The organism is Aquimixticola soesokkakensis (assembly GCF_900172375.1).
Lineage (GTDB): Bacteria > Pseudomonadota > Alphaproteobacteria > Rhodobacterales > Rhodobacteraceae > Aquimixticola > Aquimixticola soesokkakensis.
Genome location: NZ_FWFS01000014.1, coordinates 25,271 through 45,890, shown reverse-complemented (window position 1 = coordinate 45,890; position 20,620 = coordinate 25,271). Strand labels below are relative to the sequence as shown.

Sequence of the window (20,620 nt, the reverse complement as noted above, 5' to 3'; positions counted from 1 at the left end):
AGGCGCAAGCGCAGCTATCCTTGGGGAAAATTCGGGGCGACAACGATCCCGAGAACGAGGCAGTAGCAGTATCATGATGTTTCCGGAGCGCTTTGCGGCCCTTCCCGAGTATGCATTCCCGCGTTTGCGCGCGCTTCTTGACGTGCATCCGGCGGGCGGTGACGTGCTGCATATGACCATCGGGGAGCCCAGGCACCCGATGCCGGATTTCGTCGGCCAAGTGCTTGCCGACAACCTGTCTGACTTTGCGAAATATCCCGATAACAACGGGTTGCCTGATCTGCTTGGGGCTATTTCGGACTGGCTCATGCGCCGCTTTGGGGTGCGTGTCGATCCCGCGACCGAGGTGATGGCGCTGAACGGCACCCGCGAGGGGTTGATGAATGCCTGTATCGCGCTGTGCCCGGAAACCAAAAACGGCAAACAGCCGGTCGTTCTGACTCCCAACCCGTTCTATCAGGTCTACGCCGTCGCCGCTGTTACGGTCGGGGCGGAGCCGGTTTTTGTCCCCGCGACCCGCGAGACGGGATATTTGCCCGATTACGCAAGCTTGCCCGCCGAGGTGCTGGATCGCACCGCCATTGCCTATATCTGCTCGCCCTCCAATCCCCAGGGCGCGGTCGCGACCCCCGACTATCTGCGGGATTTGGTGGCCTTGGCAGAAAAGCATGATTTCCAGATTTTCGCCGATGAATGCTATAGCGAGATTTGGCGCGATGCGCCGCCCAAGGGCATGTTGGAAATCGCGCGCGACATGGGTGCGGACCCTGAACGTGTGGTGATCTTTCATTCCCTGTCCAAGCGGTCGAACTTGCCGGGCTTGCGGTCCGGCTTTGTTGCGGGCGGGGCGAAGTCGCTTGAGCGTATCCGCAAGCTGCGCGCCTATTCGGGCGCACCATTGTCCAATCCGGTGCAACTTGTGTCGGCGCGCGTTTGGGCCGATGAGGATCATGTCATTGCGTCGCGCGCGCTCTATCGCGAAAAATTTGACATGGCGGATCGGATTTTTGCGGATATCCCGCGCATTTCCTCGCCACAGGCTGGATTTTTCATGTGGATGCCCGTTGAGGACGGCGAGGCGGCGGCGTTGAAACTTTGGACCGAGACGGGGGTGCGGGTTCTTCCCGGCGCCTATCTGTCGCGGGACATAAACGGGGAAAATCCCGGCAAGACTTACATCCGGGTCGCACTTGTGGCCCCAAAAGAAGAAACGCAGCGCGGGTTGGAAACCATCCGCGACTGTCTGTACGGTTAAGAGGCACAACATGGCATCCTTTCAAGCACGCGGGCGCGACCCTCTGTTCGACAGTAAAACCCAAGCGGTTCTGGAACGACGTGGGCGCGAATTGATCGGCGTTGCCTTGATCGTGACCGGCCTTTTGGTGGCCTTGATGTTGGGAACCTATGTGCCCGAAGACCCAAGCTGGCTGGCCGCGACCGACGCGCCGGCGCACAACATGCTGGGACGCTTTGGCGCGTCGATCGCCTCGCCCCTGTCGATCATCGTGGGGCTGGCAAGCTGGGGCTTTGCGGTTGCCTTCATTGGCTGGGGGGTGCGTTTTGTCACCCATAACGGTGCGGATCGCGCGCTGGGGCGTGTGGTCTTTGCGCCGATCGCGATTGCGGTTCTGGCCGTCTATGCCTCCACCCATGCCCCCTCCGAGGCCTATGGACAGAGCTACGGCGGTCTGTTTGGCGATACGGTTCTGGCCGCGCTGCTGCAAATTTTGCCCGGCTCGACAACGTTCGGCTTCAAGGTTCTATCCTTTGTGTTTTTCTGCGCCAGCGCGGGTTTGAGCCTGTTTGCGCTGGGGTTCACCATGCCCGAAATCCGCACCGGCGGCCGGTTTTTGCTTTTGGGTTTGGTGACGCTCTATGTGGTTGCGCTTCAAGCTATGGGCAAAGGAGCGCGCGGGTCGCTTGATTTGGCCGCGCAAATCCAGGCGCGCAATGCGGCGCGGCGCGCTGAAAAAATCCGGATTGCCGCAGAGCGTGCGCAGGCCGAAGAAGATCGCCTCTTTGAGGAGGATTACGAGGGGTATTCCCCCGAACCGGCCTATCAAAACCCAAGCCGCGTGCAGCGTGCGCAGAGCTATGCGCAGCCGACCTATGAGGACGCCCAAGAGGATCTGTATTATACAGAGGCGCAAGAGGCCTACGACGCGCCCGCGCAGCCAACCGGATTTCTGGGCAAAGTGTTCCAGCGTGCCGCCGAACCTGCGGCCTATCCCGATTTGCAGCCCGAATTGGTGGATCGCGGATTTGCGCCGGATGTGGCCTATGATGCGGGTAGCGATGACCGGATCACCTCGAAAATCAGCGATGCGGTGAAGTCGCGCGTGCGCGGGCGGGTGGCCAATGGGACAACGCCGTTGCGGGGCGAACCGCCGATGAGCGCTGCACAGGCTGCGGCGATGAAATACCGCAAAGGTCCCAAGCCGGTTGTATTGTCCAAAGATCCCGTCCGCCGGATCGAACCGCGCGTGAGTGCGCCGGTCGCGCCGGTCATGGTCGAGAGTGCGCAAGAGGATTTTGCGGCGGGCTACGAGGCTGCCCCTTTCGAGGTGCCCCATGACACGCCGCCTCAGGCAGCCCCGTTTGACGGCCCCGCCTTTGCCCCTGCGGTGGCGCCGCTGGCCTCAGTGCCCCCTGCCGGAGTGGCGCGCGAAAGCGCGGCCCCTGTGATCAGCGGGCCGCAAATCAGCCCGCGTGTCGCGCGCGGTGGCGGGCTTGAAGCGCAGATGGGGCGCGAATTTGTCCCCCATTCCGAAAGCATGGAGGACGAAGATTTCGGCTATAGCGATGAGCCGGACTACCGCAATTACGAGCCGGACTATGAGTCGGGCTACGCCAGCGCGTTTGGCGCGGACGACAGCGCTCAGCGGGAGGTTTCGCATGGGTTTGCGGATCCGATGGAGGAATTGGACGCGATCGACCCGCTCGACGAGCCGGACTATATCCAGCCCTCGCCCTATCGTCCCGCCCCCACACCCGAGCCTAAAAAGGTGGTGCAGCACGGGCTTAAACGCGCGGTAATGCCGTCAAAACAGGCCCGCGCCGAGGCGCAGCCGGTGCTGCGGTTCGATGCGCAGGAAGCCCAATACGAGCATCCGCCTTTGTCCCTTTTGGCCAATCCCGAGGAAATCACCCGTCACGTTCTGTCCGACGAGGCGCTGGAAGAAAACGCCCGGATGCTGGAATCCGTGCTCGACGACTACGGCGTGAAAGGCGAAATCGTGTCTGTGCGTCCGGGACCTGTGGTCACGATGTACGAACTTGAACCCGCGCCCGGCCTCAAGGCGTCGCGGGTGATCGGCTTGTCGGATGACATCGCGCGCTCGATGTCGGCCTTGTCGGCGCGTGTGTCCACTGTTCCGGGGCGCTCCGTTATCGGGATCGAATTGCCCAACGCTAACCGTGAAAAAGTGGTGCTGCGCGAAATTCTTTCGGCGCGCGACTTTGGCGATAGCAACATGAAACTGCCGCTGGCGCTGGGCAAGGATATCGGCGGCGATCCGGTCGTTGCCAACCTGGCCAAGATGCCGCACCTGCTGATTGCAGGGACCACGGGCTCGGGGAAATCGGTGGCGATCAACACGATGATCCTGTCGCTGCTCTACAAGCTGACGCCCGAGGAATGCCGTTTGATCATGATTGATCCGAAAATGCTGGAACTGAGCGTCTATGACGGCATCCCGCATTTGCTCAGCCCCGTTGTGACGGATCCCAAAAAGGCCGTGGTGGCGTTGAAATGGGTCGTGGGCGAGATGGAAGAGCGCTATCGCAAGATGTCCAAGATGGGCGTGCGCAACATCGATGGCTACAACAGCCGCGTTGCCGACACGTTGGGCAAAGGCGAAATGTTCTCGCGCACGGTGCAGACGGGATTTGACGAGGACACGGGCGAGCCGATTTTCGAGACCGAAGAATTCGCACCCGAAAAGCTGCCCTATATCGTCGTTATCGTTGACGAAATGGCCGATTTGATGATGGTCGCGGGCAAGGAAATCGAAGCCTGTATCCAGCGCCTCGCGCAGATGGCGCGCGCCTCGGGTATCCACCTGATCATGGCCACGCAGCGCCCCTCGGTCGATGTGATCACCGGGACGATCAAAGCCAACTTCCCGACGCGGATTTCGTTTCAGGTCACGTCGAAAATCGATAGCCGCACGATCCTTGGCGAAATGGGGGCCGAGCAACTGCTGGGCATGGGCGACATGCTGTATATGGCAGGCGGCTCGCGTATCGGGCGGGTTCACGGGCCGTTTGTGTCCGATGAAGAGGTCGAGGAAATCGTCACCTACCTCAAATCCTACGGTCCCCCCGATTACATCGGCGGTGTGGTCGAAGGCCCGGATGAAGGCCGCGAAAGCGATATCGATGCGGTGCTGGGCCTGTCCTCGGGCGGCAATACCGATATGGAAGACGCGCTCTATGACACAGCCGTTGCGATTGTGATCAAGGATCGCAAATGCTCGACCTCTTATATCCAGCGCAAACTTGCCATCGGCTATAACAAGGCCGCGCGCCTTGTGGAGCAGATGGAAGATCAAGGGGTTGTCTCCGCTGCCAACCACGTCGGGAAGCGCGAAATTCTGGTTCCCGAACAATAGGCTAACGCGGATCAGCCTGCGCAATATTACGAGGCCCTCACGCAAATTTCGGTGCTGCGTGAGGGCCTTTTCCTTTTCGAACGCCAAAAACCGACTAAGTTGCAAGGCATGAAACAGACCTTTCGCGCCTTGTTCGCCCCGCTAGCTTTTGCTGCTACCACCGCGCTCGCTGCCGTTCCGGCGGCGGCGGAAGTGGTGCCTTTGGCCACGCTGTCGCAATATCTCAACGGGCTGGGCACGGTACAGGCCCAGTTCACCCAGACCAATGACGATGGATCGACCTCCAGCGGCAATGTCACGATCAAACGTCCCGGCCGGATCAAGCTGGACTATCCGGCGGACAAGACGATGGTCATGGGGTCGGGCGGACAAGTTGCGATCTTTGACGGGAAATCCAACGAAGCCCCGACGCGGTTTCCGATGGCAACGACACCGCTGAACCTCATTCTTGCGCGCGATATCGACCTGACCACGAGCCGGATGGTGACCGCGCACCAGGAGGTCAACGGGGATACGATGGTGCGCGCCCAAGATCCTGACCATCCCGAATACGGATCGATCGACCTGTATTTCGGCGGCAACCCTTTGGTGCTGAAAGCATGGGTAGTGAATGACGATGCGGGGGGCGCGACGACGGTGCAACTTACACAAATGAGCCTCGGTGGCTCCGTGTCGGACCGTCTGTTCAACATTCGCGCCGAAATGAGTGCGCGCGGGTTCTGAGCCCTTAAAGGGCCGCAAAGAAAAACCCCGCCACTGGCGGGGTTTTTTATGCCTTGCGTCCGTCGCGAAGGATCAGATTTTGCCGCAGGACACCAGTTGGACGCGGTACATCTGGGCGCGTTCGCCAACCTGTGCGGCCACACGTAGCAACCACGGTTTGGCGTTATAGGAACCGCGCGCAAAGCCGGTGCGACCTTCGTGGTAGGCAAGGTACTGGTTGCGTGCATCGCCCTTGGAAATGCCAAGGCGGCGGGTGGTTTCGTTCATATACCAGCCCATGAAATCGGTGGCATCGTCGATCCGGTCCCGCTTGGCGCCGCGCCCGCCTTCGGTATCGCGGTACTCGTCCCAAGTGGCGTCCAGCGCCTGGCTGTACCCATAGGCCGAACTTTGACGCCCCATGGGGATCACGCCCAAGGCGAATTGATACGGCGTGCGCGCATTGCCGATGAATTTGCTTTCCTGATGGATCGTCGCCATCTGAACATAGACCGGAATGCCCCATTTGCGCTCTGCTTTGCGCATTGCGGTGAGATATTTCGGACGCTGATCGACGATCGAACAGGCGTTATCGAGATTACGCGGTGCCGAAAAATTGCCGCTGCCACAGGCTGCGACCAAAATCAGAAGTGCGACCGCGCGAAGAAGTCTGCTCATTTGCCCCTCGCTTTTTTGGTTTTTTTCAACAGTAACAAAAACGGGAAGCTTCGTGAAATGGATTCCCTGTAAACTCACATCACAAAAGCGAGCAGGACCGGCAAATAGAGCACGGAGAGCATCGTCGAAGCCACAACCAACCCCGCCGTTGCATCCGCATCCGCGCCGTATTTTTCCGCCAGCAGATAGGATGTGACAGCAACGGGCGTGCAGATCTGCACGATCAAAACCGACAGAGCGACGCCCTCAAGGCCGAATAACAGGCCCATTGCCAGAGCCGCGCCACAAGACAGCACCAGTTTCCCCAAGGCCATGACGACGGAGGGGCCGATATGTGCCGGTTTGAGGCGCGCGACCGCGACGCCCAGGGTGATCAACATCATCGGGATCGCGATTTGTCCCAAAAGGTCGAGCGTGTTCATCGCAAAGACCGGCACGGACCAGCCTTGCCACAAGAACAGCGCCCCCAGCAGCGTGGACCAGACCAGCGGCTCGCGCAGCACTTTGCCAAAGGAACCGCGCCCCGCGACAAGCCAGACCCCGATGGTAAAGGATCCGACCGCCATGACGGCGAAGATCGCAACCGCATAGCCAAGACCTGTCGGTCCAAAGGCAAAAAGCGCCAGCGGAAGGCCAAGATTGCCCGTGTTCCCGAAGGTCAGCGGGTTCACATAGGTGCGCACATCGCGCCCCGTCAGCCGGATCGCCCCATAGGCGGCAAGACCGACCAGAGCGTAGGCCCCCACCGCGGCCACGGTAATTGTGGCCAAAGCATTGGGATCGATATCCGTCTTCACGAGGGCGGTAAAAATCAGCGCAGGGCTGGACAGGGTCATCGTCAGGCGCGTGACGAATTCCAAACGGAACTCGTTGCCAAGGCGCACCCACACGTAGCCGATGGCGGCGAGAAGAAAAACCGGTGCAACCGTCTGGAGCACTGTAAGGACAAGGTTCACAGACTGTTTCCTGTATTAAGGTCGTGCTTTTATGGACATCAACTGTGTTAACGGCATACTAACGCGATATGAAGGTTTCAATCGCATGATCAAAGCACGGGCAAAATACTACCTCGGACAGGTGGTTCGGCACAGAAAACACCCGTTTCGCGGCGTGGTTTTCGATGTGGATGCCGAGTTCAGCAATACCGACGAGTGGTATACGAATATTCCCGAAGAGAACCGACCGCAGAAGGATCAACCCTTTTACCATCTGCTCGCGGAGAATGATCAGAATTACTACGTGGCCTATGTATCGGAACAAAACCTGATTGCGGATTATTCCGGCGAGCCTGTCGATCATCCCGATTTGCCGGACCTCTTTGGTCCGCTTGAGGATGGGTCTTACCCCCTTCAGTTCCATTTGAACTGAGCGCTGGTTGAACCGAGCACCAGTTGAACCGAGTTCGGAGAGGCGCGATCTGCGCCTGTCTGCTGGAAAGTCCTCGGTGCCGCAGACTGGGTGGGGGCTGTAAACCACAGCACCGAGGGAAGCTCATGTCTAGCTACCCGTCTACCCTGCACGCCGAATGCGGCGACAATGCGTAAGGTTGTTGGCCTTTTTGCGGGTTTGGCGCCGAGGTCGTGCCATGTGTCTGCCCGCTTGGTCGGCGGGTCTAGACCGTGTTTTGAAGATTCCCGACGGCCAGGCGAAAGGTCACTTTGTTCACCTCATCAACGCGCAAATAGAACAGGTCCTTGACCAATTCGCGGATCAGGAACCACCCAAACCCGCCCTCGGGCAGATCCGCGATATCGCAGTCTTGCGGCACCTGACTGCCCAGCGGCGGCATGTTCTCAGGCATGGGTTTGCCTTCGTCCTGCACCGTGAAATAAAGCCCGCGATCGCCTGTGTTCACACGCACTTCGATGGTGCCACGACCCGAGTTCTCGTAGGCGTGCTCGACGACATTGTTCAGGACTTCTGCCAGCACCAGCTCGATGGTGCCCAATTCCTCGGCGTCAAGGTCTTGCGCGCAAAGGCCTGCGCGCAGGCTGCCAAGGGCGCGGCGCACGGCGGTCGGCGTGGCAGGCAGGATCAGTCGCACTTCATTGCGCCCGTGCCCCTCTATTTTATGAGCAGGGCTGGAGGGGGTTTCCTGTACGCGTTCAGGACGCATTGGCTAATCCTTCGATGGCGTCAGTGGCGGTCGCGTGAATGGTAAAAACACTATCCATCCGCGTGAGATGAAACACTTTTTTGACGGTAGGGGTCAGCCCTGCGAGTTGCAGCGTCTTGTTCGGACCGATCGCCTTGAGCGCGGCAACAACCGCGCCCAAACCGGAGCTGTCGAGAAAGTCCACCATGCTGAGGTCCAGAACGATCCGGTCCTGTTCGGAATCGGCAAGATCGCGTACCGCATCCTTAAACTGGATGGCGCAGGCGGCATCAATGCGTGTACATCCAACTTGAACAAGCAGGGTCCCTGCATATTCCGAGGTTTTGAATTCCATATGCTGTCTCCTGCTTGCGTCCTTCACCCCAGAGATTAGGGCGCAAAGGTTACCAACCCGTTTTCCACTTCAAACCCACGCGAGTTTTTATGCCCGATTATGACGATTTACGCCGCACGATCCGGTCTCTAACCCAAGGAGAGGACGATTCGGTCGCCCTGATGGCGACGGTTGCCTGCGAAGTGCATCACAGCGATGATCGTTTCGACTGGACGGGATTTTACCGTGTCACCGCGCCGCAGCTGTTGAAAATCGGCCCCTACCAAGGCGGGCACGGCTGTTTGGTGATCCCGTTTTCGCGCGGGGTGTGCGGGGCGGCAGCGCGCGAGGGCAAAGTGCAGCTTGTGCCGGATGTGGAGGCCTTTGACGGGCATATCGCTTGCGCCTCTTCGACGCGGTCCGAACTTGTCCTTCCGGTGTTCGGGCGCGGGGGAGTGCTGCTTGGGGTGTTCGATATCGACAGCAACCAGCCGGACGCTTTCACCCGGACCGATGCCGATGAACTTGCGCTGATGCTTGCCGAGGTGTTTGCGGCGGTGGTTGCGGCCTGACGCCCATGCTCGGGCGCGCGGGGGAGATCGGGTGTGCCGTGGACGGTCGCCAAGCCCGAACAGCCATGCTAAGGGGCGCGGCATGATCCAATTCGATAGTGTCTACACCCCGCCGCAGGACCCGTTGGTGATCTTGCATGTCGATCATGAAATTCTCGTGGTCGATAAACCGTCCGGCCTGTTGTCTGTGCCGGGCAAGGGAGAACATCTTGCGGATTGCCTGATCGCGCGGGTGCAGGCGGTCTATCCCGAGGCATTGTTGATCCACCGCCTGGACCGCGACACGTCGGGGGTGATGATTTTCGCCCTGACGCCGAATGCGCAGCGCCACATCGGGCTGCAATTTGAAAAGCGGATGACGAAAAAGACCTATGTCGCGCGGGTTTTTGGGCGGCTGGCGGAGAAAACCGGCACCGTGAACCTGCCGTTGATCGTGGATTGGCCAAATCGCCCGCTTCAGATGGTTGATTTCGAACGCGGGCGCGAGGCAGTGACCGATTGGCGTGTGGTGCGCTACGAGGACACGGCAACGCGTGTGCGCCTTTATCCAAAAACAGGCCGGTCGCACCAGTTGCGTGTGCATATGCGCGAAATCGGCCATCCCATTCTGGGCGATCCGTTTTACGCCACCGGCGCGGCCCGCGCGGCTCCGCGGTTGATGCTACACGCCGAAAACCTGCGGCTGCGCCACCCCGAAGGGGGGCAGGGCATGAGCTTTTCTGCCAAATGTCCGTTCTAGAGGTCAGTCGTCAAAGGGTTTCAAGCGCCGTTCGATCTGTTCGCGTTTGGGGGCGTGTTGGGCGGGCAACTGTAGCGCCTCGCCCAGATGCGCCGGGTCTTCATCGACGGTAAAGCCGGGCGTGTCCGTGGCGATTTCAAACAAGATGCCTTCGGGGGTGCGAAAATAGATCGCGGTGAAATAGTCGCGGTCGATGACCTCGGTGACGCGAAACCCTTGTGCCACGAGATCGGCGTGAATCGCTTTTTGTTGTGCGCTCGTGCTGATCGAGAAGGCAATGTGATGCACCGCGCCGGCACCAGAGGTAGCAACCGGCGCGCCATTCAGGACTTCGAGATCGATGATATGCGCGCCGTTGCCGCTGTCGCGCGCAAACCGGCGCAAGGTGGCCTGCGCGCCGGTTTCCCGGTAGCCCATTTCGGTCAAAAGCTCTGCCGTTGCGCCGCCGTCCTGTACGCGCAAAATCGCGGAGTGAAAGCCGCGGATGGCGGCCTCGGGCGGGACGCGCGCGCTCCACAGCCGGTCCGAACCATCGCGCGGGTCCGTCGCGGTTTCGACCAGCGCCAGTTCCTCGCCATCCGGTCCCTCGAAATCGAGCCGCGCCTGTCCGAAGACTTCGCTTTCGCGCAGGTTGATCATGTCGAGTTCTGCAAGGCGGTTGGTCCAGAAGGGAAGGGTGCCTTGGGGGATGGCAAAGGCAGACAGCCCCACCTCACCCGTGCCATGCGCCCCGCGTTTCGCCCGCGGAAAGGGAAAGGCGGTCATCACGGTGCCGGGTGTGCCCTGACTGTCACCGAAATACAGATGGTAAACGTCGGGCGCGTCGAAATTCACCGTTTTCTTGACGCGCCGCAATCCAAGCGCGCGGGTGTAAAAGGCGTTGTTGCGCTCCGCATCCGAGGCCAAAAGCGTGATATGGTGCAATCCGTTGATTTGGCTAAGCATCGGCGTCTCCTGAGTTTCACCACAGATAGCGCGTCCTCTGGCTTGCGCAAACATTTCACCGTGATCGCGGCGCGCGGGGATGTACGATTCCCGCGGCAAGGGGGATGCAACCGCGCCCGTGACCCTCTATCTAGGGGGCAGAGATTTCAAAAAGGAGACAGACATGGCTCTGCGCATTAACGATATCGTTCCCGATTTTACCGCCCAAACCGATCAGGGCGAGATCAGCTTTCACGACTGGATTGGCGATAGCTGGGCCATTCTCTTTTCCCATCCCAAAGATTTCACCCCCGTCTGCACCACCGAATTCGGTGCCGTCGCGCAGCTGTCGGAGGAATGGGCCAAGCGTGGCACCAAGGTGATCGGCGTGTCGGTGGACGGCGTCGAGGAACACAAAGGCTGGAAAGCGGATATCGAATCTTTTGCGGGCTGCGCGGCCGGCTTCCCGATCATCGCCGACGGCGATTTGGCGGTGTCCAAAGCCTTCGACATGCTGCCCGCCGAGGCCTATCTGCCCGAAGGCCGCACGCCGGCCAATACGGCCACGGTGCGGTCGGTCTTCATCATTTCGCCCGACAAGAAACTGCAACTGTCGATGACCTACCCGATGTCGGTGGGCCGCAACTTTGCCGAGGTGCTGCGCGCGCTGGATGCGTTGCAAAAGACCTTTGGTGTCCCGCTGGCAACCCCTGCCAACTGGGAAACCGGCAAGGATGTGATCGTGGCCTTGTCGCTGGATGACGCTGCCGCAGAGGAAAAATACGGCAGCTTGGACAAAAAGCTGAAGTACCTGCGTTTTGCCAAAGACCCCAAATAAGCGCTCTTCTTTGTGAGCCCTGCGCGCGCCACCCCTCGGGGTGGCGTTTGCGTTTGCCTTGGGGCATATCTGAAGCACCCAGTGAAAGAGAGATCAGATGACCCCGCCAAAACCTGCGCATGCCCGACCTGTCGCGCCTGACGTGGAGCGGCTTATGACGGGGACGCCGATCATTCATTGGTCGCGCAAAGAGCGGATCAACGCGATTTATCGCGGGCTGTTCGATCTGCAGGCGGCGGTGGGTTTCAAGGATGTCGGCATCTGGCCCTTCGGGAAAACAGTGCCCGACGCTGCACAGATTGAATATGCCGCGCAGTCGGGCAACAAACAGCATAAGACGGCTGTCGCGAAATGGGCCAAGCGCATGTTCCTGACGTGGCAGTTCAACTGGTGCGATCGGTTTTTCGCGCGCCGGCCCGATGCGTTTGTGGTCATCTGGAACGGGATCAAGGGGCATCGTCGTGTGCTTGCGGACGCTGCAACGGCGCGGGGCATGCCGGTGATCTATTTCGAGGAAGCCCCGCTTCCCGCGCGAGTCACGATTGATTTTGCAGGGGTGAATTTCGGGTCCTCCCTGCCCCGACGCATCGGATTTTACCACGACTGGCTGGCGCAAAGCGGTGTTGCGCCCGACCGTTGGCGTGATCTGCGCAGCCAGCTTGTCCCGCGCAAGGCCGATCGCGACGATGTCGGGCAGGGGGCCTCGGATGCGGCGCTGGGCGCGGAAAAGTTCATTTTCTGCCCGCTGCAAGTGCCCGGTGACAGCCAGATCACGATTTACGGCGACTGGATCACTTCGGTTGACCATATGATCGACGAACTTGCGCGCGCCGCGCAGGCGCTTCCCGACGGATGGCATTTGCGCATCAAGGAACACCCGTCGGCACGCATTTCTTTCGGCGAAAAACTCGCCGCCCTCGCGGGGCCGAAATTTCGCGTCGACAATAGTACGGATACCTTCGCGCAGGTGAGCGCCGCGCGCGCCGTTGTGAACGTGAATTCCTCGGTCGGTTTGCAAGCCTTCTTTTTTGACAAGCCGGTTCTGGTGCTTGGCGAGGCGTTCTACGCGTTTGATCATCTGGCGCACAAGGTGTCCGACGCGCAGGAGCTGGCGCAGGTCCTGTCCGCCCCTGAAAAACTGGCCTTTGATGCAGGCGCGCGGGATGCGTTCATGTCCTATCTGGACGCCGCCTATTATCCGCGGGTGGCCGCGGTCATCGATGGGTCGTTTGGGCTGGCAGACCTCGTCGCGCGGGACAAGCTGCGCGACCAGATCCTTACGCGCGGGGCCGGCTGAGGCCTGGAACCGCCTGCGCGGCTGCATGTCCGGCTTGCAACGCGCGGCAACCAACCATCCCCCAGCAGACCCAGCAACGACACGACCTCCTGTGCAACCAGCGTCACAGGTCGCAACGAAAAAGCCCCGCTGTCTCCAGCGGGGCTTCCTGTGTCATGGCGTCAGGGCTTAGGCCTCTGCAGCGTCTTCTTTCAGTTCCTCACCGGTGGCTTGGTCGACCATTTTCATGGCCAGACGCACCTTGCCGCGATCATCGAAGCCCAGAAGTTTGACGAACACTTCCTGACCTTCCTTGAGCACGTCGGAGGGGTGGTTCAGGCGACGGTTTTCGATCTGGCTGACGTGGACGAGACCGTCACGCTTGCCAAAGAAGTTCACGAAAACGCCGAAATCGACGACTTTCACGACCTTGCCTTTGTAGATCTTGCCTTCTTCGGGCTCTGCGACGATCGAATGGATCATGTCGTAGGCTTTCTGGATGGCATCCCCGTTGGAGGAGGCAATCTTGATGATGCCTTCGTCGTTGATGTCCACTTTGGCACCGGACACTTCGACGATTTCGCGGATCACTTTGCCGCCCGAACCGATCACTTCGCGGATTTTATCCGTGGGGATCTGCATGGTCTCGATGCGCGGGGCGTGAGCCGAGAATTGGCCAGCACCCGAAAGCGCTTTGTTCATCTCGCCGAGGATGTGCATCCGGCCTTCTTTCGCTTGGGAAAGGGCTTTTTGCATGATCTCGGGGGTGATGCCGGCGACTTTGATGTCCATCTGGAGCGAGGTGATCCCCGCTTCGGTGCCAGCCACTTTGAAGTCCATGTCACCAAGGTGATCTTCATCACCCAGGATGTCGGTGAGAACAGCGTAGGAGCCGTCTTCTTCGAGGATCAGGCCCATGGCCACACCGGCAACGGCGGCTTTGAGCGGCACACCGGCATCCATCATCGACAGCGAACCGCCACAGACGGACGCCATGGAGGACGAGCCGTTGGATTCAGTGATCTCGGACACAACGCGGATGGTGTAGGGGAAATCGGTGGGGGCGGGCAGAACGGCCTGAAGGGCGCGCCATGCAAGTTTCCCGTGACCGATTTCACGACGACCGGGCGAACCGACGCGGCCAACTTCACCCACCGAGTAGGGAGGGAAGTTGTAATGCAGCAGGAAGTTCGAGCGGAAGTTGCCGTGCAGCGCGTCGATGATCTGCTCGTCGTCGCCGGTGCCCAGCGTGGTGACCACGAGGCCCTGTGTTTCACCACGGGTGAACAGCGCGGAACCGTGGGTGCGCGGCAGCAGGCCGGTTTCGGCCTCGATCGCGCGGACCTGATCTAGCGCACGACCGTCGATGCGTTTGCCTTCTTTGACAACCGTGCCGCGCAGGACGGCGGACTCGAGTTTCTTCAGCGCGGAGCCGAGGTTCTCGTCTTCCAGCTGCTCTTCGGAAAGAGCGGATTTGATGCCCTCTTTCGCAGCCGACACAGCGGCAACGCGCTCTTGTTTGTCGGTGATTGCGTAGGCGTCGCGCATGGCTTGTTCGCCCGCCGCTTTGACCGTCTCGTAGAGTGCCGAGTAGTCGGGGGCTGCGAATTCGAAGGGCTCTTTGGCCGAGGCCTCTGCCAGCGAGATGATCAGGTCGATCACGGGCTGGATTTGTTCGTGGGCAAAGTTGACCGCGCCGAGCATTTCTTCTTCGGTCAGCTCGTAGGCTTCGGATTCCACCATCATCACGGCGTCTTTGGTGCCTGCAACGACCAGGTCGAGACGCTGGTCGGGGTTGTTGCGCAGGCCCTGCATGTCGTCAACCGCGGGGTTGAGGACGTAGTTGCCCTCGGTGTAGCCGACGCGGCAACCGGCGATCGGGCCACGGAACGGCGCACCGGAAATGGTCAGCGCGGCAGAGGCGGCGATCATGGCCACAACATCGGGATCGTTTTCCAGATCGTGCGACAGAACGGTGCACATGACGAGCACTTCGTTCTTGAAACCGGGCACGAAGAGCGGGCGGATCGGACGGTCGATCAGGCGCGCGGTCAGCGTTTCTTTTTCGGTCGGGCGGGCTTCACGTTTGAAGAAGCCGCCGGGCACTTTGCCGGCTGCGTAGTATTTTTCTTGGTAGTGGACCGTCAGCGGGAAGAAGTCCTGACCGGGCTTTTGCTGTTTTGCAAAAGTGACGTTGGCCATGACGGAGGTCTCGCCCAGCGTGGCGATGACCGTGCCGTCGGCCTGACGCGCGACTTTGCCGGTTTCCAGCGTAAGCGTTTCTTCGCCCCACTGGATGGATTTTTTAACTTCGTTGAACATCAAGCGTATCCTGTGAGGGAGCAGTCTCGACCCCTGTCGAGGCTCCCGTTTTGAATGGCGGCCCCATTGCCGCCGACCCCGTCATCTCAAATGCACAGTGCGGGGGTCGTCGCACCACGTCTCAGATGGGCGCCTCTTACAGGAAAACAGGCAATTTGGGAAGGGATTGCTTTTGCACAGCCCTGTGACAGGTGCCCATAAAAAACGCCCGCTCCGATGACGGGCGGGCGTTTCAAACTTGCTCGGGCGGGGCGTCGGATTAGCGACGGATGCCGAGGCGTGCGATGAGCGACTTGTAGCGCTCTTCGTCTTTGGCTTTGGTGTAGTCGAGCAGCTTGCGGCGCTGGGCAACCATCATCAAAAGACCACGACGCGAGTGGTTGTCTTTTTTGTGCGATTTGAAGTGCTCGGTGAGCGTCGCGATGCGCGAGGTCAGGATTGCGACTTGAACTTCGGGGGAGCCGGTGTCGCCCTCTTTCGTCGCGAATTCTTTCATCAGGCGTTGTTTTTCTTCAACAGTGATCGACATCGGGGTCTCCTTTCAAGGAAAAGGGTTATGGCGCAGGCCGGGATGTCGTCCAGCAAGGCCCATGGAGGTATCCGTGCAAAGTTTTGACCGGATGCGCGCATATAGGCAAACGGGCATCAAAAAGAAAGCGTTTTTGCCCGATCGCGTGCAAAACACTGGCAGAGCTGCCCTGCAGGCGCGAAAATCCAATGAAATTGCGGTCTATTGGCCGGTTTCGACCCTCTGGGTGTTGGACATGATTTCTTCGGCCAGCGCCGAGGCCCAATCGCCAAGAATCGGTACAAAGTCGATATGGCTGAGGAAATAGCCCGCAATGGACACGACCACCGTCGCCCCTGCCACCGACCCGAAACCAAAGGCCAGTCCGCGCAGAAGCTGGAACCAGACAAGGCGCAAAGTGGAGTTGTGAATTTTGATAAAGCGGTGGTTGTTCAGGCGTGCGACTTCAATTCGCAAGCCTTCCAGATCCGCCATGAGTTCTTCGGTTTCACGTGACATCCCCGCAAGTTAGCAGGTTCTCGGGCCAGGTAAAGCAGTTCCTCACGCCGTGAGGTTGGCGTGTTAACCTTTATTAACAGTGGTTTAGCTTGAATTTTTGCAATTGCTTTGTAGTGTTTTCAAGGGGGATGTGTTAGCTGGGTGTTGGGTTTGTGGTGAGGTTACGTGATGCTTTGGGCACTTTTGTTGCTCGGTATGCTGCCAGTGGCGTTGATGCCAGATGTAGCGCCGGAACAGACGGACGATGAGACCGATGATGCAGCCGATCTGGAACAGGCGTCGGTGAATTCTGCTGGCGCGGATGTGCCGGATTTGCTGGACGATATGAGTGCAGATGTGGATGCCGCCGCGGACACTTCCGACAGTGCGGACAGTCTGGACAGCGCGGGTACTCCCGACAGCGCAGGCGAAGACCCCGCGCAAGAGGCCGGTTCCGCCGACGCGCAGGACTCCGGTCAGGCGCTTGACGAGGATAGCCTCGAAGACAGCGATGAGAGCACACCGGAAACGGTCAGCTTTACCGATGGCGAAAGCGATGTCTACGAAATGGACGCAGATGGCTCCGCCGTGGAAATCGACGGGTTTGTGGCGGGCGAGGATGTTTTGTCCCTCTCGCTCAAAGATGGTGCGCAAGGGTCCTTCAGCTTTGGCAAGGATGCGGGCACCAATGATGCCATTCTCAGCTATACCAATGAGGCAGGCGAGACCTCGATCGGGTTCAACGGCCTGTCCTCTGTTCCGTCGGATGATATCTGGCTTGAATTCACCGATCCCGAAAGCGGTGAGGATGTGTCGCAATCGCTGTCCGACTGGCTTGTCAGCACGGCCTTGACGCCTGAGGACGGGGACGCGATCGACACGCCCGGCGGCACCGAGGGCGAAGAACTGGCCATTGGCGCGAATGATCCTGATGCCGAAGAGGACCATAGTGATGTCGACACCTCGCAGGACGATATTCTGACGCCAGAGCCCGGTGATGCCGCCCCTTCCGCAGGCAATAGCTACAGGCTGGGCGATGGTGGCGAAACGCTGGTTCTAAGTGATGACCCCAATGAGCAGGGCGCAACGGATGACATCTGGTTCGACGAAGATGCCTTCGCGTTCGAGGACGGCGTCACGTTCGAGGATGTCACCGGCGGTGCTGGCAACGACACGATTGTGACGGGGGATGCCGCCGCCGTGGTGAATGCCGGTGACGGCGATGACACGCTCGGTGCGACGGATGGCTCTGCGATTCTGAACGGTGAGGGGGGCAATGACACCCTTTACGGCAGTGATGGCGCGGGCAGCTATGTTCTGGACGGTGGCGCGGGCAATGATCAGATCCATGGCGGCGCGGCCTCGGAAATGCTGATCGGTGGCGCGGGGGCGGATGTGCTGTCGGGCGGCGGGGGCGACGATAGCCTCGTGATGGATACCGATGATACCGCAACCGGTGGCGCTGGCGCGGATAGCTTTTTGCTGTATCACGGCGGCGCTGCGGACAGCGGCCATGCGGCGATCACGGATTTCACCACGGGCGAAGACCTGTTGCACATCACCTATGATGCCCCTGATGGGGCTGAGGGGACACCTGAAATTACCCTTGGCACCTCGGAAGATGGCACGGGCACGACCGTCAGCATCGATGGTGATCTGGTCGCTGTTTTGCACAATGTGACGAATGTCTCGGCGGCGGATATTTCCGCGAGCTACGGTGCGGCCCGCTAGGGTTTATCCCAGGCTTGGGGTTGCTGGTGGTATCCGATGTAGAGCGGATGCTTGGGGTGGCCCGCTTTGCTCAAGCCAAGATGCGTCAGCGGTTTGCCGGTCGCGCGCAGCAGTGCCTCGACCTGCGCGCCGCGTCCCAGATGCGCGCCATGGGTGCCCCAGGCGCAGACAATGTCATCGGCCCACTGCGCAAACCGTACGAGTGTGGCGTCGTTTTGTGGTCCCACCGGATCGCTGGCGGCCCGCATTTTCCTGGGGTCCGTGTCGCGCCATGCAAAGATGTTGGTGACGCAAAAGGCCCCGTAGCCCAAAGCCCGCGCGCGTCGCTCGCAGCGTTCAACCGTCGGGTCGTTTTGCACCTCGGTCGCCGTTGAGGGGTTGAGCATGACGAACAACACTTTGCGCCCCTGCGCATCCCAACTGCGCTCCAGCGAATAGCGAAACCGCTCGCAGTCGGAATAGACCGCGGTCGAGGGCGCATCGCCTTTCAGATGGGTGCGGGTGATCATCGCGCTCGGGGCCCCAGAAGGCTCAAAGGTTGAAGACGCGCGAGGGGTGCACTTCGGCGCCTTTCAGAATGCCAACGCCGACCGGAACCCCTTGGAAGGAACACCAGACCTCGTCACCCCATTCGGCCTCACCGGGGTAAATCATGCCCGGATTGCCGTTGCGCATGCGCACCGCGCCCTCGGGCGTCAGCATGTATTCGGGCAGATCGGCAAGGCCTTCTTCAAGGGGGCGCAGGTGGATATCCAGCGCCTCGGTCTTGGCAAGATCATCTACAAGGGCCAGCGAAATGCCCTCTTCGACATCCCACGGGCCGGACCATTCGCGGCGCAGCCACTCGACATGCCCAAGACAGCCAAGCGTCTCGCCCAGATCGCGGGCGATGGCGCGCACATAGCCGCCCTTGCCGCAGGTCATTTCCAACTCGACGTGATCGGCGTCAGGGCGCGATATGAATTTGAGCTCTTCGACATAGAGCGGACGGGCCGCAATTTCGAAGTCCTCGTTGTCACGCGCCAGCGCGTAGGCGCGCTCGCCGTCGATTTTGACCGCAGAAAACTTGGGCGGCACCTGTTCGATGTCACCGACAAAGCGCGGCAAGGCGGCTTCGATGTCGCCGTCCGTGGGGCGCAGATCAGAGGTCTCGATCACCTCGCCCTCGGCATCATCGGTGTTGGTGGCCGCGCCCAGCGTGACCAGAAAGCGGTAGCATTTCAGCGCATCGGTGATGAAGGGAACCGTTTTCGTGGCCTCTCCCAGAGCAATCGCCAGCACGCCGGTTGCCGCTGGATCAAGCGTCCCTGCATGGCCTGCCTTCTTGGCGTCAAATGCCCAGCGCACCTTGTTGACAACGGCGGTGGAGGTCAGCCCGGCAGGTTTGTCCACGATCAGCCAGCCGTGAACGTCACGACCCTTTTTGCGGCGCGCCATTATTCTTCCTCATCGCCTTCGGTGTCCAGATCGCGGCGCACCCGTTCGTCCGCGAACATGCGGCGGGTCGCGTCCATGCGGTCGAACGTGTCATCGACCGCGAATTTCAGGTCGGGGACATGTTTGATTTGAAGCGCCTTGGCGATGTGGTGGCGAATCTCGCCGCGATTGCGCCGCAGCGCGTCCAGCAGCAGATCGGCGTCTCCGCCGCCAAGCGGCAACACATAGGCCGTCGCGGAGGACAGGTCCGGCGACACGCGCACCTCGCCCACGGTGATGGACATCGCGGTGAGGTCCGGATCGTGGATTTCGCCACGCTGGAGAAGTTCTGACAGCCGGCGGCGGATCGCCTCGCCGACTCGAAGGGTGCGGTGCGAACCGTTGGGTCCGCCGGAATGGGAACGTTTTGCCATGCCCTGCGAAATAGTGCTCTTGCCCGCGCCATGCAAGCACCATGCAAGCGGGGCTTTGCAAGGGGGCTTGCGGGCGGCTAAGAACGGCACAACAGAGAAAGAGGATGACGCAGATGGGCGACTTGCCGAAAATCGTGGTGACGGGGGCTTCGGGCCGCATGGGCCAGATGTTGATGAAGACCGTGAGCGCCTCGGACAAATGCACCCTTGTGGGCGCGATCGAACGTAGCGGGCATGACTGGATCGGCCGCGATGCGGGCCTGTGCATGGGCGGCGGCGCGCTGGGCGTTATGGTCAGCGACGATGCCCTTGAAGCCTTTGCAAGTGCCGATGCCGTCATTGATTTTACCGCGCCCAGCGCCACGGTCGAATTTGCCGCTCTGGCCGCTCAGGCGCGCATCGTGCATGTGATCGGGACGACGGGCATGGATGAGGCCGAGCTTGCCAAGCTGACGGCGGCGGGACGCCATGCGACGATCATCCGGGCGGGCAACATGTCCTTGGGCGTGAACCTTTTGACCAAATTGACCAGGATGGTCGCAGCGGCCCTCGACGTCGATTACGACATTGAAATTATCGAAGCGCATCACAACCGCAAGGTGGATGCGCCCTCGGGCACGGCGCTGATGCTGGGCGAGGCTGCGGCACAGGGGCGCGGTGTCAAACTGGCGGATGTGCGTGATTCGGGGCGCGATGGCATCACCAGCGCGCGCCAGCAGGGCGATATCGGCTTTAGCGCCATTCGCGGCGGTGACATCATCGGCGAACACGATGTGCTGTTTGCGGGCGAGGGCGAGCGTATCATCCTGCGCCATGTCGCTTCGGACCGCTCGCTTTTTGCCAAAGGCGCTGTGCGGGCGGCGATTTGGGGGCAGGGCCGCGCGCCGGGCGAATACGACATGCTCGATGTGCTGGGATTGGCCGACTAGCCCCCGCTGGT

21 protein-coding genes are annotated in these 20,620 nt (G+C 60.4%); 10 read left to right on the top strand and 11 right to left on the bottom strand.

The genetic code is table 11. The features are described 5' to 3' along the window. The first annotated feature begins 76 nt into the window (after positions 1-76). The 3 genes from AQS8620_RS16000 (at position 77) to AQS8620_RS15990 (ending at position 5,336) form a co-directional block, all read left to right on the top strand. A complete protein-coding gene (locus AQS8620_RS16000) occupies positions 77-1,255 on the top strand; it encodes an aminotransferase class I/II-fold pyridoxal phosphate-dependent enzyme (RefSeq protein WP_085838067.1) in 1,179 nt (392 codons plus the stop codon). A 10-nt stretch (positions 1,256-1,265) separates the two neighbouring features. Next, complete coding sequence (locus tag AQS8620_RS15995) at positions 1,266-4,613, top strand: DNA translocase FtsK (protein WP_085838028.1); 3,348 nt, start codon at positions 1,266-1,268, stop codon at positions 4,611-4,613. Between the two features lie 108 nt (positions 4,614-4,721). Then, positions 4,722-5,336: a LolA family protein gene (locus tag AQS8620_RS15990; RefSeq protein ID WP_085838066.1), complete on the top strand. Its 615-nt coding sequence runs from the start codon at positions 4,722-4,724 to the stop codon at positions 5,334-5,336. Between the two features lie 72 nt (positions 5,337-5,408). Here AQS8620_RS15990 and AQS8620_RS15985 read toward each other — a convergent pair whose 3' ends face one another. Both AQS8620_RS15985 and AQS8620_RS15980 read right to left on the bottom strand, forming a co-directional pair. Beyond that, a complete protein-coding gene (locus AQS8620_RS15985; protein WP_085838065.1) occupies positions 5,409-5,993 on the bottom strand; it encodes a transglycosylase SLT domain-containing protein in 585 nt (194 codons plus the stop codon). A gap of 74 nt (positions 5,994-6,067) precedes the next feature. Then, positions 6,068-6,949 (bottom strand): AEC family transporter, encoded by an 882-nt coding sequence (locus tag AQS8620_RS15980; RefSeq protein ID WP_085838027.1) that lies wholly within the window; start codon positions 6,947-6,949, stop codon positions 6,068-6,070. 85 nt (positions 6,950-7,034) lie between these two features. Between AQS8620_RS15980 and hspQ the strand changes: the two genes are divergently transcribed. Then, complete coding sequence (gene hspQ, locus AQS8620_RS15975) at positions 7,035-7,361, top strand: heat shock protein HspQ (protein ID WP_085838026.1); 327 nt, start codon at positions 7,035-7,037, stop codon at positions 7,359-7,361. Between the two features lie 244 nt (positions 7,362-7,605). Here hspQ and AQS8620_RS15970 read toward each other — a convergent pair whose 3' ends face one another. After that, on the bottom strand, positions 7,606-8,109 hold the full coding sequence (locus AQS8620_RS15970; RefSeq protein WP_085838025.1) for an ATP-binding protein: 504 nt from the start codon (positions 8,107-8,109) through the stop codon (positions 7,606-7,608). Next, positions 8,099-8,443 (bottom strand): STAS domain-containing protein, encoded by a 345-nt coding sequence (locus tag AQS8620_RS15965; protein ID WP_085838024.1) that lies wholly within the window; start codon positions 8,441-8,443, stop codon positions 8,099-8,101. Before AQS8620_RS15965 ends, AQS8620_RS15970 begins: the two co-directional genes overlap by 11 nt. A gap of 89 nt (positions 8,444-8,532) precedes the next feature. Between AQS8620_RS15965 and msrC the strand changes: the two genes are divergently transcribed. Both msrC and AQS8620_RS15955 read left to right on the top strand, forming a co-directional pair. Then, on the top strand, positions 8,533-8,994 hold the full coding sequence (gene msrC, locus AQS8620_RS15960; RefSeq protein WP_085838023.1) for a free L-methionine (R)-S-oxide reductase MsrC: 462 nt from the start codon (positions 8,533-8,535) through the stop codon (positions 8,992-8,994). Between the two features lie 82 nt (positions 8,995-9,076). Further along, positions 9,077-9,733, top strand: coding sequence for a pseudouridine synthase (locus AQS8620_RS15955; RefSeq protein WP_085838022.1), 657 nt, complete (start codon positions 9,077-9,079; stop codon positions 9,731-9,733). Positions 9,734-9,736: 3 nt separating this feature from the next. Here the strand turns inward: AQS8620_RS15955 and AQS8620_RS15950 are convergent, their stop codons facing one another. After that, positions 9,737-10,678 (bottom strand): ring-cleaving dioxygenase, encoded by a 942-nt coding sequence (locus AQS8620_RS15950; protein WP_085838021.1) that lies wholly within the window; start codon positions 10,676-10,678, stop codon positions 9,737-9,739. A 163-nt stretch (positions 10,679-10,841) separates the two neighbouring features. Between AQS8620_RS15950 and AQS8620_RS15945 the strand changes: the two genes are divergently transcribed. Continuing rightward, positions 10,842-11,495 (top strand): peroxiredoxin, encoded by a 654-nt coding sequence (locus AQS8620_RS15945; protein WP_085838064.1) that lies wholly within the window; start codon positions 10,842-10,844, stop codon positions 11,493-11,495. Between the two features lie 97 nt (positions 11,496-11,592). Beyond that, the gene (locus AQS8620_RS15940; RefSeq protein ID WP_085838020.1) at positions 11,593-12,792 is read left to right on the top strand and encodes a capsular polysaccharide export protein, LipB/KpsS family; all 1,200 of its coding nucleotides are present in this window, start codon (positions 11,593-11,595) and stop codon (positions 12,790-12,792) included. 168 nt (positions 12,793-12,960) lie between these two features. Here the strand turns inward: AQS8620_RS15940 and pnp are convergent, their stop codons facing one another. The 3 genes from pnp to AQS8620_RS15925 form a co-directional block, all read right to left on the bottom strand. Continuing rightward, the gene (gene pnp, locus AQS8620_RS15935; RefSeq protein WP_085838019.1) at positions 12,961-15,093 is read right to left on the bottom strand and encodes a polyribonucleotide nucleotidyltransferase; all 2,133 of its coding nucleotides are present in this window, start codon (positions 15,091-15,093) and stop codon (positions 12,961-12,963) included. 259 nt (positions 15,094-15,352) lie between these two features. Further along, positions 15,353-15,622, bottom strand: coding sequence for a 30S ribosomal protein S15 (rpsO, locus tag AQS8620_RS15930; protein ID WP_085838018.1), 270 nt, complete (start codon positions 15,620-15,622; stop codon positions 15,353-15,355). A gap of 201 nt (positions 15,623-15,823) precedes the next feature. Beyond that, positions 15,824-16,120, bottom strand: a complete 297-nt coding sequence (locus AQS8620_RS15925; RefSeq protein WP_085838017.1) for a DUF5665 domain-containing protein — start codon at positions 16,118-16,120, stop codon at positions 15,824-15,826. 168 nt (positions 16,121-16,288) lie between these two features. Here AQS8620_RS15925 and AQS8620_RS15920 point away from each other — a divergent pair, with 168 nt between their 5' ends. Beyond that, positions 16,289-17,830 carry a calcium-binding protein gene (locus AQS8620_RS15920; RefSeq protein WP_085838016.1) on the top strand — a complete coding sequence of 514 codons (1,542 nt, stop codon included), beginning with the start codon at positions 16,289-16,291 and terminating at the stop codon, positions 17,828-17,830. Here AQS8620_RS15920 and AQS8620_RS15915 read toward each other — a convergent pair. The 3 genes from AQS8620_RS15915 to rbfA are packed head-to-tail and all read right to left on the bottom strand — an operon-like array spanning position 17,827 to position 19,680. Further along, positions 17,827-18,339: a DUF1643 domain-containing protein gene (locus tag AQS8620_RS15915; RefSeq protein ID WP_085838015.1), complete on the bottom strand. Its 513-nt coding sequence runs from the start codon at positions 18,337-18,339 to the stop codon at positions 17,827-17,829. The genes AQS8620_RS15920 and AQS8620_RS15915 overlap by 4 nt on opposite strands. A gap of 22 nt (positions 18,340-18,361) precedes the next feature. Then, positions 18,362-19,267 (bottom strand): tRNA pseudouridine(55) synthase TruB, encoded by a 906-nt coding sequence (gene truB / locus AQS8620_RS15910; protein ID WP_085838014.1) that lies wholly within the window; start codon positions 19,265-19,267, stop codon positions 18,362-18,364. Continuing rightward, positions 19,267-19,680, bottom strand: coding sequence for a 30S ribosome-binding factor RbfA (rbfA, locus tag AQS8620_RS15905; RefSeq protein ID WP_085838013.1), 414 nt, complete (start codon positions 19,678-19,680; stop codon positions 19,267-19,269). The genes truB and rbfA overlap by 1 nt, the downstream gene beginning before the upstream one ends. 113 nt (positions 19,681-19,793) lie before the next feature. Between rbfA and dapB the strand changes: the two genes are divergently transcribed. Continuing rightward, positions 19,794-20,609 carry a 4-hydroxy-tetrahydrodipicolinate reductase gene (dapB, locus tag AQS8620_RS15900; protein ID WP_085838063.1) on the top strand — a complete coding sequence of 272 codons (816 nt, stop codon included), beginning with the start codon at positions 19,794-19,796 and terminating at the stop codon, positions 20,607-20,609. The last annotated feature ends 11 nt before the right edge of the window (positions 20,610-20,620 follow it).